This window comes from Rummeliibacillus sp. BSL5 (assembly GCF_052928305.1).
In genome coordinates this window covers 1,701,505-1,716,405 of sequence record NZ_JAVGCV010000001.1, presented here as the reverse complement: position 1 = coordinate 1,716,405, position 14,901 = coordinate 1,701,505, and the positions used below count along the sequence as shown (strand labels likewise).

Sequence of the window (14,901 nt, the reverse complement as noted above, 5' to 3'; positions counted from 1 at the left end):
CATGGCGGGAATTGGTTTTGAACTTCGAAAACTATATAGAGAACAGGGGCTTGTTCAAAATGTAAGAGCTTATGTATATTCTTCTGTCACTACGATTGGTCCAATGATTTTGTGCTTAATTTTGATGTTTGCCCAACAAATGATGATGAAGGCGAACGGCAGCAGATACTTAGAGAACGAGTTGTTTATTGCAACGATGGTTTATAGTTTTGTGTTCTCCATCATCATCACATCTGGATTTTCAATGAGCGCTACTAGATATGTTGCCGACATGGTGTACCAGAAGTCATTCAGCAAAATTATTTCAGCTTATTATGGAACTCTCATTGTTGTCGTGCCGCTAGCTGGAGTAATTGCTCTACTCTTTCTTTATGGTGTGGAAGAATCGATAGGCTATAAACTAGTTGCTTATTTGTTCTTTATAGAATTAGTGATTATTTGGCTACAAAATGTTTTTTTATCTGCCCTAAAAGACTATAAGAGAATAGTACGAGGGTTCGTGATCGGCGTTGTTATTTCAATATTAATTAGCCTCTTATTGTTCAAATTGACAACACTACCACCCACAATTAGTGCTTTAGCTGGTATTGATGTAGGATTCGCAGTAATAGTGGGAATGATTATGTTTCACTTTGAACGTGTTTTTCCAAGAGATCCTTCAAAAGATTACTTTGCCTTTTTAACGTATATCCGGAAATATCCATCTATTTTCTTTAGTGGTCTGTTCGTGTATTCTGGCGTTTATATTCATAATTTTGTTTATTGGATATTCTCTGATCGTCATTTTATAGTGGCCGGTCGGTTTGTCTTAATGCCATTTTATGATGTGCCAGTGTTTTATGCGTATATTTCTGTATTGTCGTCTCTCGTCTTATTTGTCGTGATGGTAGAAACCAAATTTTATGAAAGGTTTTTAAATTATTACCAAAACGTCGTGAACGGCGGCACATATGAGAGTATGAGCAAAGCAAAGAAGAAACTACGGGAGGTATTGATGCAACAGCTGACCTTCCTTGTAGAAGTCCAAATGCTATTTACGGTTTTATCTATCGCTTTAGGTATTCTGTATTTGCCTAAGATTGGATTTACCATGGAACAACTGGATTTGTTCCTTATATTGTGTTTGGGATATGTCTTCTTTATCATTCTGTTTGTTATCTTGCATTTGCTCATGTATTTTGATGATCGAAAGGGAGTTTTATTTATTAGTGGCTCATTTATACTAGTGAACGTTCTTTTGACGTTTGGCACTATGAAGATAAATTTTGATGGTGCAGGCATGTTTTTTGCGTCATTCTTTGTTTTATTCATTGCCATTTATCGGTTGCTTTATATTATTAAAAACTTAGATTACTATACCTTCTGTTCTCAGCCAGCTATTACGATGAGCAAGAAGAAGCAGGCTTTATCGCGTCCCTTAAAGTCTCTTTCTCTTTTCGTTCTTTCTATTAGTGCAGCAATGTTGCTAACAGCCTGTTCAACAGAGGGTCAGGCCGATAATAAGAAACAACAAGTGAAGAATGAGATAGAGGTCGAATCTGCGAAAAATAACGATAAGTTAGAAGATGATAAGCGTTTGTATGAAAAAGATCACGATCACTCCATTAAAAAAATGTATATTACCGTGTTGCCAGACAAATCTAAAGGGTTAGATTGGTATAAACTCAATCGAAATACCAATCGCCAGAACAAAGACAAATTGGATATTATTTTTGCCGAAGGCACTGGTGGTGATAAAGGGGAATTTAGTGTAAATGAGGATGAACCTAATGCCAAAATAAGCCTTCGGGGGAACTCTTCACGAGAGGCTGCGCAGAAATCATATAAAATCAAATTGTTTGATAGTGCAGGTCTTTGGCAGCAGCAACGCACAATTAATTTAAATAAACATATTGATGATCCAAGTCGTTTACGAAATAAATTGAGTTTTGACTTGATGGAAAAAATTCCTCATATGACAAGCCTTCGTACGCAGTTTGTCCATTTGTATGTAAAGGATTTGACTGATGGAAACAAAAAGAAATATGAGGATTATGGTCTCTATACACAAATTGAGCAGCCGAATAAAAGGTTTCTTCGTACACATTTACTAGATCCGAATGGTTATTTATATAAAGTAACTTTCTTTGAATTTAATCGTTATCCTGATGAAATTAGATTGAAAACAGATCCAAAATATAACAAGCAAAAATTTGAATCCATTTTAGAGGTTAAAGGAAAAGATGACCCCGAAAAGTTGATTTCTATGTTGGATGATGTGAATAACGATAATATGCCAATAGAGGATGTTATTGAAAAACACTTTGATGTGGATAATTTGCTTACTTGGACCGCAATGAATATCCTTATGGACAATATGGATACAGATGCTAATAACTTCTTTCTTTATTCACCATTGAATTCTAATAAATGGTTTATCTTGCCGTGGGACTATGATGGCGGTTGGGAATTACAGAGAAGTGTTAATAGTATCCGACCTTACCAAGCAGGGATCAGTAACTATTGGGGAAATGTATTGTTAAATCGTTATTTTCGTTCAGAAAAAAATGTTCAAAGATTAACTGATAAAATTGAAGAGTTATCAAACCTAATCAATAAACGTACAGTGACTGCTCAAATGAATCAATATAAAGATCTAGTAAAACCATTCGTCTTTAGCAGTCCAGATAAAAATTATTTGCCTATTGAAAATAAGCTTTATGAGAATGACTTAGACTTAATAAGAAATACACCGGATAGAGCTAAGAAAAGATATTATGCGGATATACAAAAACCGAAGCCTTTTTATACAGATGATGTAGAACAAAACGGTAAAAAGTTGATCTTCACATGGGATGTTTCCTTTGATTTACAGGGCGATGATGTATTTTATACATTTACGGTTGCTAAAGATCCTTCTATGAAAAATATAGTTGCTACTAAGAAAGATATACGCACTAATAGAGTTGAATTAGACGATTTGGCTAAAGGTCATTATTTCTGGAAGGTATCAGTTAGGGATAGCAAGAACCATGAGCAAACTTCTTTTGATTTGTATACAGATGAAGAAGGAACAAATTATTACGGAATAAGAGATTTTGAGGTAGATTAATATGGATATTGCACAAAAGGTTTTTAGACACGAATTCAAATATTATCTCAACGCTTTGGAGTATGTTGTATTACAAAAGAAGATTGCTAGTTTCTTACCGCTTGATTCCCATTCATTTGATGAAGAGGGGTATCTCATCTCAAGTTTATACTTTGATGGTATACATCAGCATTCACTGTATGACAAAAATAACGGCGTTCTCAATCGAGAGAAATATCGCATTCGTATTTATAATGGGAGCGATCAAAAGATTACGCTAGAGAGAAAAAGTAAGAATGGAGATTTTATTTGTAAGGAAAATGCTCCTCTTTCTAAGCGAGAGTACGAGGCCATTTTAAATGGGCATCCGGAGGTCTTGGCAGATAAAGAAGATGTATTGCTCAAGGACTTCTATGCCGCTTTAATGTATCGAAATTTCCAGCCGGTCGTTATTGTGAGTTATACCCGAGAACCATATGTGTATGAGCCTGGTAACGTAAGGATTACATTCGATAAAAAATTAAATGCTGCAGTCAATACCATTGATTTGTTCGATGAACATATGATTTCTCAGGAAGTATTATTGCCGGAACAAGTCATCATGGAAGTGAAATTTGACCATTTTTTACCTGATAGCATTCGTCAGTTATTGCAACCTGAGAGAATGCTGCGTTCTGCTATTTCTAAATATGTGCTATGCAGAGAAGCAACATTTCAAAACTTTAAATAGAAACTTGAGGGAAATTATATGAATGATACAATGGGTTTTCAAGATTTTTTTAAGAAAAGCATCCTTCATCTCGAATCTTTTGAAACAGTATCCTATATTGATATAGTACTGGGGTTAGTTTGTTCTTTTGGCATCGGGATGTTTATCTACTGGATTTATAAAAAATATTTCCGTGGTGTTGTCTATAGCTATAACTATAATGTTTCATTCGTACTAATGACAATGATTACCACTTTAATCATTATGACCATCAGCTCGAATATTATCCTGTCACTGGGGATGGTAGGGGCTTTGAGTATTGTCCGTTTTAGAACAGCAGTTAAAGATCCATTAGATATAGCATATATGTTTTGGGCGATTGCAGCTGGTATTGCGACCGGGGCTAAAATGTATCCATTATCTATTATTGGTTCTCTTGCATTTGGTCTGGTTATTGCGTGGTTGTCTAAGAAGAAAGCAAAACATGAAGCGTACTTGCTGATCGTACGTCATACAGATGAAGCAACTGACGAGCTACGTGTATTATTGCGAAAACTAAATACAAAGCTAAAATCCAAAAGCATTCGTAACGGATTTACAGAGGTAACAGTGGAGATTAATTTAGTTGATGACAACACAGCTTTTCTGAGAGAAATTGACCAAATGAATGGTGTGCAGTCTTGCTCCTTAGTCAACTACACAGGCGACTACGCACAATAATGCATAAATTATATATAAACACAGCCTTATATGGAGGCTGTGTTTTTTACGGGTGTGGGCTTTTTTAGTAACCATTAATGGTATTATAGCGGTAGGAATATTTGTAGAAAGGAGGAAACCGATATAGTTAATAATATCCGATTTTTATGGCGTGGCAACACAATAAGTAGAGGTCTTTCTTGTTTGATCATTGCTTGCCTAAGTCTCTTTATCTGGTGTATGGATGCCAGTGCAGAAACAACCACTTCTCGTATTTTTTATGTAGATAATAATGGGAATGATGAGAATAGCGGAACCATCCATGAGCCTTGGAAAACAATACAAAAAGCCGCAGACAATACTGCACCTGGAGATCTTGTGTATGTTAGGGGAGGTATTTACCCTGAATTGGTCTCTATTAAAAATTCCGGCTCAGCGGAAGATGGATATATTACGTTCAAGGCATATCCAGGAGAAACGCCAGTAATGGATATGAATGAGCAGGTGATAAAGAAAGGGAATTCAGCTTTCTTTACGATAAATGCAAATTACATTGTAATTGACGGATTTGAAATGAAGAATTTAATCACAAACAGTCCTGAATATTATCCGAACGGTATCCTAGTTATGAATCAGAGCAATCACATACGTCTCGTTCAAAATGATATTCATCATATTGAAAATCATTCGAAAAAAGGAAATGCGCATGGGATATTGATTTACGGAAATGCCTCAGACCCTATTTCAGATATCACAATCAAGGACAACAATATCCACCATTTAATTCTGGGTAATAGTGAAGCATTAACCCTGAACGGAAATGTAGAAAAGTTTACTATTTCAGATAATGTTGTACATGATAATAATAATATTGGGATTGATATAGCTGGGTTTTATGGGACATGTACTGGGTGCATAGACCAAGCAAGAAATGGAACGATTAAAAACAATCGTGTCTATCTGAACAGTTCTAAAAAGAACCCATCCTACGCCGGGCACTATGCTGCAGGCGGTATTTATGTAGACGGAGGAAAAGCGGTTAAGATATTAAATAATATCGTATATAAAAATGATTTTGGCATAGAGCTTGCAAGCGAAAGAAAAGGGAAAACAACAAGTTCAGTAACGGTGAAGAATAATAATATCTTCAATAATAACGGGGCAGGTCTTCTATTAGGCGGGGCATATACCTCAAATGGTGGAGCAAGCAAAAATATCATTACAAATAATGCATTCTCTTTAAATGATATTAAGGATCAAGGCTATGGTGAGATTACTTTTCAAAAATATGCCAAAAAGAATCAGATTATAGACAATAAATTTTATATAAAGAAGAAATCGACTTCTATTTATCCCGTCCCGAAAAAAAATCCAGAAAACACTTTTAAAAATAACAAAACCTATTTTGAATTCTCCATTTTTCCTACCTATGAATATTTATCTCTATCTTTCTAGAATGCTTTAAATTTTTAATGTAATTAGGAACAATACATCTTAGCGTGAAAAAGCCAAACAAAGCGGAAGTTACTTTCTAATTGTTTGGCTTTTCACTTTGTGGAAATTGTATTTGTAAAGCAGCCTTTCCATCTATTAGTAGATATAGCGGGACAAAAATCGAATAAAGACCAACGATTCGAAAAAGTAGTATAATAATGTAGCTAAATACTTACTCAATATGATATAGTTCCTTTTTAGAACCATGGATTTCTTATATAGCAACGCTGGTAAGTTTTGCGATACATAGTTTTCTTTGAAAGGATTCAATTGTTTAAAAGAAGGAGAGAATATTGTTGAACAAGATAATTTTTGATGTAGATACAGGTATAGATGATGCAATGGCGATGGCATATGCAGTCAAAGCAAGCGAACTGGAGGTGCTTGCCTTTACGACTTGTTTTGGTAATGTGCCAGTAGAGGATGCAACCCGCAATACACTAACTGTGCTAGAAAAGTTAGGGAAACAGATACCGGTTTATCAAGGGGCGGCAGAGACTTTCGCTCGTGGTGAGAAAACGCATTGGGCAAGGCATGTCCATGGTGAGGATGGATTAGGTAATAAAAGATCTGATGATATTTTGAATTTACAGGCGGAAAGCCAATATGCACCTGATTTCATCATTGAACAGGTGAAAAAACACCCACATGAGATTACGATTATTGCTGTTGGACCGCTGACGAACATTGCGCTTGCTATCCAAAAAGATCCAGAGATTGTTTCGCTCGTGAAAGAAGTGGTCATCATGGGTGGTGCAGTAAGAGTACCAGGAAATACGACTCCATTTGCAGAAGCGAATATTCATGCGGATCCGGAAGCAGCAGAATTTGTTTTTGCTTCTGGCATTGAAGTGGTTCTTGTTGGGCTAGATGTAACCATGCAGACATTATTGCCAATTTCCAAATTGCAAGAATGGCGTGAAACAGGAAAAGAGAGCGCTGCATTTTTGGCAGACATTACAGAATTTTATATTGATTTTTATGAATCGACATATCCTGGCATTGGCGGCTGCGCGCTTCATGACCCACTGGCTGTAGGCGTTGTGATTGACCCAAGCTTTGTTAAAATGGAGTCCATCGAAGTCGGTGTCGTAACGGAAGGGGAAGAAGTCGGCAGAACCTTCGAGCAGTCAAATGGAGGACCAAAAATTCGCGTATGTACAGAAGTAGATGCAGATAGATTTGTAGAGCATTTTGTTAATCATACTGTATAACGATTTGAAGAAGGGGACCCTACACAGGTGTCCTCTTTTTCTGTCCTGTCTTCTCGACATTTGAGCCGTGCAACGTGTGAGAGCAGATGTCGTCCTATGCCTAGGAGGTGGATTTCTAGTGAAGTGGAAGAACAACTTGAAGAAGAAACAGGTTTTTATCTTTTGCCTGTTGCTTTTTTTATGTTTAGTTTCCATGGTTTTTGTAACGAATAACTATGGTGTATATGACCGGCCGATTGCTAAAGTGGTCCATATGGAAGTCACACATTCAGAAGCTGAGATAGATATGAATGGAAATAAAGATCGCCTGTATACGCAGAAGCTGATTGGTGAATTAAAAAATGGCAATCAAAAAGGAAAGAAAATCGAGTTAACGAATTCATACACGAAATCGAAGGCCTACGATCAAGCCTATAAAACGGGTGATGAGTTATTTATCACTATCGATAAGTCAAAAGGGAAGACCTTGAAAGGCACTATCCAAGATGTAAAACGCGATAAATATATGATGGCAGGTTTTTGGGCGTTTCTCATTGTTTTATATGGGATTGGGAAAAAACAGGGGCTATTCGCTGTCTTTAGCTTAGCTGTCAATATTGCTTTGCTGGCAGGAGCTCTTGAAATATATGTACGAACTGGACAAAATCTATTACTTCTTTCGGGTTTATTGGTAATTCTCTTTACAGTTCTCTCGCTGCTGGTTATTAATGGGCCGAACCAAAAAACATATGCAGCCATTTTGACAACGTTGTTAGGGACATTTGCTTCTATTGGCATTACACTCCTTGTCATGCGGATGACTTCAGAAAACGGCCTTCGCTATGAAGAGATGCAGTTTTTGACACGACCCTATAAGAACGTTTTCATTGCAGGACTATTTATTGGAGCGCTTGGCGCCGTCATGGATGTTGCGATTACCATCACTTCTTCTATTTTCGAGTTGTGGGAGAAGAACCACGACATAACGATTCAGGCATTGAAAAAGTCTGGGCTCGAAATTGGCAGAGATATCATGGGTACCATGACGAGCATTTTGTTTTTTGCTTATATTAGCGGTTCTATTCCTATGTTGATTCTCTATTTAAAAAATGCACTTCCGCTAGGATATACGTTGTCCGTCAATCTTTCTTTAGAATTAACACGGGCTTTGGCGGGCGGCATAGGTATTGTGCTGGCGATTCCGATTGGCTTATATATTTCAATTTTTTTCATAAAGAGAAAGAGGGCTAATATATGAATACGATTGTAGTATTGGCAGCAATTTTACTTATTTTAATGATTCTTGTTGGAGGGGCAAAAGGGGCAAAATCCTTCATCGCGTTATTTTTGAATTTTATCGTCATTCTATTTACTGTTATCTTAATGTTAAATTCGCATAATAATCCGGTGGTTTTGACCTTGATTGCATGTATTGGCGTTAGTGCAATCAATCTCTTTTATATTAATGGCATTAACAGCAAAACAGTGATTGCCTTCGTATCGACACTTATCACAATAAGTATTCTTCTTTTGCTAATTTATCTATTCGCCAAAAAAGCGATGATTCAAGGTTTCAGCGAAGAAGAAGAGGAGGGTATCAGTATATTTTCACTGCATATAGGAATAGATTTTGTGAAAGTAGCTGTATCCTTAATCATTATCAGTACGCTTGGCGCCATTACCGATGTGGCAATCGCCATTTCTTCGCCGATAAGGGAAGTATTTCATCATCATCCGAAAATAAGCCGCCAGGAGCTTTTCAGCTCAGGGATGGTCATTGGCAGAGATATATTGGGCTCTGATACGAATACACTTTTCTTCGCTTTCATTGGTGGCTACATGGCACTGCTATTATGGTTCCGTGATCTATCATATTCCTTTGGGGAAATCATTAATTCGAAAGTCTTCGGAGCGGAAATGCTGACGATTTTCTGTGGAGGTATTGGCATTGCGCTCATTATTCCGATAGCGGCAGGTCTTAATGCGTGGTATATCACAAAATATGTACAAGGCGAAGAAACAAAACAATTCGAATAGAAAAACTGTAATAAGCCTATCATTTCTCATGGAGATGAAGGCTTTTTCTTTATTGTTGGTGGATGACTAGGTTTCGCGTTTCAGTGCTATGCTTTGAAGGGTAGTAATGTACAAAATGGTTAATTGGCTTCAGTTATTTTTGCGGAAGAATTCACTGCCAATTAACTGAAAAATTTATTTTTGTCTGTGACGAATTAAAGTCCTAAACACCTACTGTTTTCCATATAATAAACCGAATCATCACTCTCACCTGCCGCCGTACAAAAATCTTTAGAAAGAAGGGGAAAAGTTATATAATCAAGAAACACATTGGTGCAGTAGTGGAGGTGATTCTATTTGCAGCAAAAAATATTGCCGGCCATGTCGACGATGAAGGATTTTGAGAAATTTTTAGCTTCGCCCTTTGAGATAGGGGTATTTCTGGAGGTTCACATCTCACAGCTGAAGAATATTCATAAAATGGCTAAAGAACATAATAAAAAAATGTTTTACCATATGGATTTAGTTCATGGACTAAAAAATGATGATTTTGGGACAACGTATGTGTGCCAGGAATATAAACCATATGGACTGATTTCTACCAAATCAACCGTGATTACCACAGCCAAAAAAAATGGCGTAATCGCCGTGCAGAGAATTTTTTTAATTGACAGCCATGCGCTGGAGAAAAGCTATAAACTCATCGAGAAGATAGAACCCGATTTTATAGAAGTAATGCCTGGAGCCATGCCTCATATGATACGTGAGGTAAAAAACAGGTTGAACATTCCAATCTTTGCAGGTGGGCTAATCCGTACGGTGGAAGACGCAGAAAAAGCGCTTAATGCAGGGGCTTCTGCGATTACCACATCAGAGAAAGAAATATGGAAACGCTTTTCCTAGAAGTTTGAAATGTAAAAATACTTGTTGACAGCGCTTTCTTTTACGATTAATATGTATTGTAAGTTAATAATCGTGAAGGAGATTGGGAGATCACAGGCAGTAGTAGCTCTTTTTGAGAAGCTATCTATGTCTATGGTCTCCCTTTTTCTTTTACACAAATTCATTCAAATAAAGGGGAGCGGTTAGTATGACACCATTTTGGGGTGAAATGTTAGGTACTATGATTTTGGTTGTATTTGGCGCAGGGGTTTGCGCCGGTGCTAATCTAAACAAATCTTTCGCAAAAAATGGAGGATGGGTTGTCATTTCGTTGGCCTGGGGGCTTGCGGTGACAATGGGTGTATTTGCAGTCGGCAGTATAAGCGGCGCGCATTTAAATCCAGCTGTCACCATTGGCTTAGCGATGAACGGTGATTTTCCTTGGGCAGATGTACCAAAGTATATTCTGGGTCAAATGATTGGAGCTATTTTAGGATCAGTGTTAATCTATCTTCATTATCTACCACATTGGAAAGCAACAGATGATCCTGCCGCTAAATTAGGTGTATTTGCTACTGGACCAGCAATACCACATACATTTTCAAATCTTTTAAGCGAAATGATTGGTACATTTATTCTGGTGTTAGGCTTAGACTTTATTGGGGCGAACAAATTCTCAGAAGGGCTAAATCCATTAGCTGTAGGTTCCTTGATTGTCGTAATTGGGATGTCGCTTGGCGGAACTACAGGTTATGCGATCAATCCTGCCCGTGATCTCGGTCCTCGTATTGCTCATGCCATCTTACCGATTGCTGGTAAAGGAGGATCTAACTGGGGATATGCTTGGATTCCGGTTGTTGGGCCAATACTAGGTGGTTCACTCGGTGCACTTTTCTTTAAAGCAGCATTTAAAGGAGAGCTAACTGGTTTATTCTGGATTGTACTTATCGTGGTTATCGTGTTGCTAGTTCTGTGCTATATCTTTGGCGAGAAAGGGAAAATAGCACACGATCCCAAAACAGCTAAAATAAATGAATAAAAATATATAATGTTATTAGAGTTACTTAAGTCAATTACATCATACAATTTCAATAGACAAACGTTCTTTATCAATATCGTGGAGCAGAAGACGGCGACTCCGGGGGTACGCAAGAACGAAGTGATGAGAAGATATCCTAGGGAATGTGCCGTCTGAAGGAGAACGGTTATTGGCAGCAAATCGCTGAAAGTTTTACGGAATTATTTTACCTATTAAAATAAGCATTGAGGGGGACATATCATGGAAAAGTACATTTTATCCTTAGATCAAGGAACTACTAGCTCTCGAGCTATTCTTTTTAATCATAAAGGAGAAATCGTTCATACAGCTCAAAAGGAATTTACACAATACTTCCCGCAACCAGGCTGGGTTGAGCATGATGCAAGTCAAATTTGGGGCTCTATCTTAGCGGTGATTGCATCTTGTTTATCCGAAGCAAACGTTAAACCAGAGCAAATCGCGGGTATCGGCATTACCAATCAACGCGAAACAACCGTTGTCTGGGATAAAGAGACAGGCAAACCGATTTACAATGCGATTGTTTGGCAATCACGCCAAACTAGCGGCATTTGCGAGGAATTAAAAGCTGCAGGACATAATGACCTATTCCGTGAGAAAACGGGTCTTCTGATTGATGCTTATTTCTCTGGCACGAAAGTAAAATGGATTCTTGATAATGTGGAAGGCGCACGTGAAAAAGCAGAAGCTGGAAAACTCTTATTCGGAACCATTGATACTTGGTTGATTTGGAAACTATCTGGCGGCAAAGCGCATGTAACAGATTACACGAATGCATCTCGCACACTTATGTTCAACATCTATGACTTAGAGTGGGATGAAGAGCTTCTTTCTATTCTGGATGTGCCAAAACAAATGCTTCCTGAAGTGCGTCCATCATCTGAAGTATATGCGAATACGGTAGATTACCACTTCTTTGGGCAAGAGATTCCTATTGCTGGTGCTGCAGGCGACCAACAGGCAGCGCTATTCGGTCAGGCATGCTTTGAACCAGGCATGGCGAAAAACACATATGGAACAGGCTGCTTTATGCTCATGAATACAGGTGAAAAACCTGTACCTTCTAAACACGGTCTTTTAACAACCATCGCATGGGGTCTGAATGGTAAAGTGGAATATGCATTAGAGGGAAGTATCTTTGTTGCAGGTTCTGCAATACAATGGTTACGTGATGGACTGCGGATGTTCAGAGATGCCGCTGACAGTGAAGAATATGCTACAAGTGTAGAATCTACTGATGGCGTTTATGTGGTACCTGCTTTTGTGGGTCTTGGTACTCCATATTGGGATAGCGATGTGCGAGGTGCAGTGTTCGGCCTAACTCGCGGAACATCCAAAGAGCATTTTGTGCGCGCTACACTTGAATCACTTGCTTACCAAACGAAAGATGTTCTTTCATCTATGGAATCAGATTCAGGCATCGAGCTTAAAACATTGCGTGTAGACGGCGGAGCAGTGAAAAATAATTTCTTAATGGAATTCCAAAGTGATATTTTGAATGTGCCTGTAGAACGTCCACGCATTAATGAGACAACAGCTTTAGGCGCTGCATATTTAGCAGGTCTTGCTGTTGGTTTCTGGGACAATGAGGATGAGATCGCACAACAATGGGCGATTGACCGGGCATTCGAGCCTACCATGGAAGAAGAAAGAAGAAATGACCTATACAATGGCTGGAAAAAAGCAATTCATGCAACAATGGCTTTTAAATAGTAACCACTTTTTAATGACAGCACATGTAGAAAATGATATAATAGAACCAAGTTAATAACAGGTTGGAGATTTGGAGAGGCCAAAGAAACATTTATTTATAAATGTTTTCTTTGGCCTCTTTTTATTTTATTCTCAGGAGGGTTTACTGTGGAATTTTCAAATAAAAATCGGCAAGAAATCAAGAAAGCAATGACTGATGTACAACATGATGTCCTCGTAATCGGTGGTGGAATTACAGGTGCCGGGATTGCGTTAGATGCATCAACACGTGGCATGAAAATTGCGCTAGTGGAAATGCAAGATTTTGCGGCAGGCACATCTAGCCGTTCAACTAAGTTAGTACATGGCGGTTTGCGCTATTTAAAACAACTGCAAGTCGGTGTAGTTGCAGAAGTAGGGAAAGAAAGAGCGATTGTTTATGAAAATGGCCCACATGTGACAACACCTGAATGGATGTTGTTGCCATTCCATAAAGGGGGGACATTCGGCAGGTATAGTACCTCTCTAGGTTTGAAAGTCTATGACTTTTTAGCAGGCGTAAAAAGATCTGAACGTAGAAAAATGCTATCAAAAGATGAAACGATCGAACGTGCACCACTTGTAAAAAAAGAAGACCTCATTGGCGGTGGCTACTATGTAGAATACCGGACAGACGATGCACGTTTAACAATGGAAACGATGAAAGAAGCTGTGAAATTCGGTGCATTGGCATTGAATTATGCTCGTGTAGAAGAGCTCTTGTATGAACATGGAAAAATTATCGGTGTGACCGTGCGTGACCTTTTAACGGATGAAACATTTAACGTCACAGCCAAAAAGATTGTCAATGCAGCAGGACCATGGGTAGATGATATTCGTGAAAAAGACCATTCAAAAAAAGGCAAAGTCCTGCAATTATCGAAAGGTGTTCACCTTGTGTTCGACCAATCAAAATTCCCATTGAAACAAGCTGTATATTTCGACACGCCAGACGGACGTATGGTGTTCGCGATTCCGCGTGAGGGAAAAACGTATGTGGGCACAACAGATACTTTCTATAATAAAGAAAAGGCAACACCACGCATGACAACAGAGGATAGAAACTATATCATCAAAGCGATAAACTATATGTTCCCGACTGTTGGCATCAAAGATGATGATGTCGAATCTAGCTGGGCTGGCGTTCGTCCACTAATTTATCAAGAAGGAAAAAATGCGTCTGAGATATCCCGGAAAGATGAAATTTGGGAATCTCAATCTGGCCTAATCACCATTGCAGGCGGGAAATTGACAGGCTATCGTAAAATGGCTGAAAATGTAGTCGATCTTGTGGCTAAGAAATTTGCTGCAGAAGAAAATCGTCAATTTCCAGGCACAAAAACAAAACATCTTCCATTATCAGGCGGACATGTTGGCGGTTCAAAAGGTTTCCAAACCTTTATGGCCAATCAGCTAAAAAATGGTATTGATGCAGGATTAACTGAAAAAGAATCAAACGATATAGTACGTAAATATGGTTCTAATGCGGAAATTTTATTTGAAATTGCCCGTACGAAAAAAGAGGAAGCAAAAGAATTTGGCTTGCCTCTTGGCCTATTCTCTATGCTTGTATATGCAATCGAGCACGAAATGGCTGTAACGCCGCTCGACTTTTTCTTAAGACGAACAGGTTTCCTTCTATTCTCAATAGACACTGTGAGACAAACAAAAGAAAGAGTTATTCATTATATGCAAACAGTCTTTGGTTGGTCTGAAGAAGAGAAAGTACGTCTTGAGGAAGAGCTAGAACGCGAATTGAATTTTGCAGTGATTCCAGCAGATTTACAAAAATAATAATCACATTGAAACTATAAAAGTCTCCATCTTTTTAGAAGATGGAGACTTTTTTGTTGGATGGAATACTGTCAAAAATCTATCACACCTTTTCTATTTACAATTTGTAAATGGTGTAAATACTAACAAATTGACCTATCTTAGTCAAGATACATCTCAATCTAATGCGTGTCGAATTCTAGCGGAATTTTGGTTACGGAATATATTTCCAAAATTTTGAATAAAAGCTATGATTCATATGACTATGTTTTTAGGA

At 38.1% G+C, this 14,901-nt stretch carries 11 protein-coding genes; all 11 read left to right on the top strand.

Annotation, left to right across the window (positions count from 1 at the left end; genetic code table 11):
* The first annotated feature begins 1 nt into the window (after position 1).
* The 11 genes from pelG (at position 2) to RCJ93_RS08540 (ending at position 14,645) form a co-directional block, all read left to right on the top strand.
* Positions 2–3,091, top strand: coding sequence for an exopolysaccharide Pel transporter PelG (gene pelG / locus RCJ93_RS08590; protein WP_446738828.1), 3,090 nt, complete (start codon positions 2–4; stop codon positions 3,089–3,091).
* Between the two features lies 1 nt (position 3,092).
* Positions 3,093–3,800: a polyphosphate polymerase domain-containing protein gene (locus tag RCJ93_RS08585; protein WP_446738827.1), complete on the top strand. Its 708-nt coding sequence runs from the start codon at positions 3,093–3,095 to the stop codon at positions 3,798–3,800.
* An 18-nt stretch (positions 3,801–3,818) separates the two neighbouring features.
* Positions 3,819–4,499, top strand: a complete 681-nt coding sequence (locus RCJ93_RS08580; protein WP_150283591.1) for a DUF4956 domain-containing protein — start codon at positions 3,819–3,821, stop codon at positions 4,497–4,499.
* Positions 4,500–4,682: 183 nt separating this feature from the next.
* Positions 4,683–5,933 carry a right-handed parallel beta-helix repeat-containing protein gene (locus tag RCJ93_RS08575; RefSeq protein ID WP_446738826.1) on the top strand — a complete coding sequence of 417 codons (1,251 nt, stop codon included), beginning with the start codon at positions 4,683–4,685 and terminating at the stop codon, positions 5,931–5,933.
* A 335-nt stretch (positions 5,934–6,268) separates the two neighbouring features.
* Entirely contained in the window at positions 6,269–7,186 is a 918-nt protein-coding gene (locus RCJ93_RS08570) for a nucleoside hydrolase (RefSeq protein ID WP_446738825.1), read from the top strand.
* 118 nt (positions 7,187–7,304) lie between these two features.
* Entirely contained in the window at positions 7,305–8,423 is a 1,119-nt protein-coding gene (locus tag RCJ93_RS08565) for a YibE/F family protein (protein ID WP_446738824.1), read from the top strand.
* Positions 8,420–9,202 carry a YibE/F family protein gene (locus RCJ93_RS08560; RefSeq protein ID WP_251645301.1) on the top strand — a complete coding sequence of 261 codons (783 nt, stop codon included), beginning with the start codon at positions 8,420–8,422 and terminating at the stop codon, positions 9,200–9,202. Before RCJ93_RS08565 ends, RCJ93_RS08560 begins: the two co-directional genes overlap by 4 nt.
* A gap of 336 nt (positions 9,203–9,538) precedes the next feature.
* A complete protein-coding gene (locus tag RCJ93_RS08555; protein ID WP_269465572.1) occupies positions 9,539–10,084 on the top strand; it encodes a glycerol-3-phosphate responsive antiterminator in 546 nt (181 codons plus the stop codon).
* A 187-nt stretch (positions 10,085–10,271) separates the two neighbouring features.
* Complete coding sequence (locus tag RCJ93_RS08550) at positions 10,272–11,102, top strand: MIP/aquaporin family protein (RefSeq protein WP_066784315.1); 831 nt, start codon at positions 10,272–10,274, stop codon at positions 11,100–11,102.
* Positions 11,103–11,342: 240 nt separating this feature from the next.
* Positions 11,343–12,833 carry a glycerol kinase GlpK gene (gene glpK, locus RCJ93_RS08545; protein WP_150283596.1) on the top strand — a complete coding sequence of 497 codons (1,491 nt, stop codon included), beginning with the start codon at positions 11,343–11,345 and terminating at the stop codon, positions 12,831–12,833.
* A 147-nt stretch (positions 12,834–12,980) separates the two neighbouring features.
* Complete coding sequence (locus RCJ93_RS08540; RefSeq protein ID WP_446738823.1) at positions 12,981–14,645, top strand: glycerol-3-phosphate dehydrogenase/oxidase; 1,665 nt, start codon at positions 12,981–12,983, stop codon at positions 14,643–14,645.
* Positions 14,646–14,901: the final 256 nt, after the last annotated feature.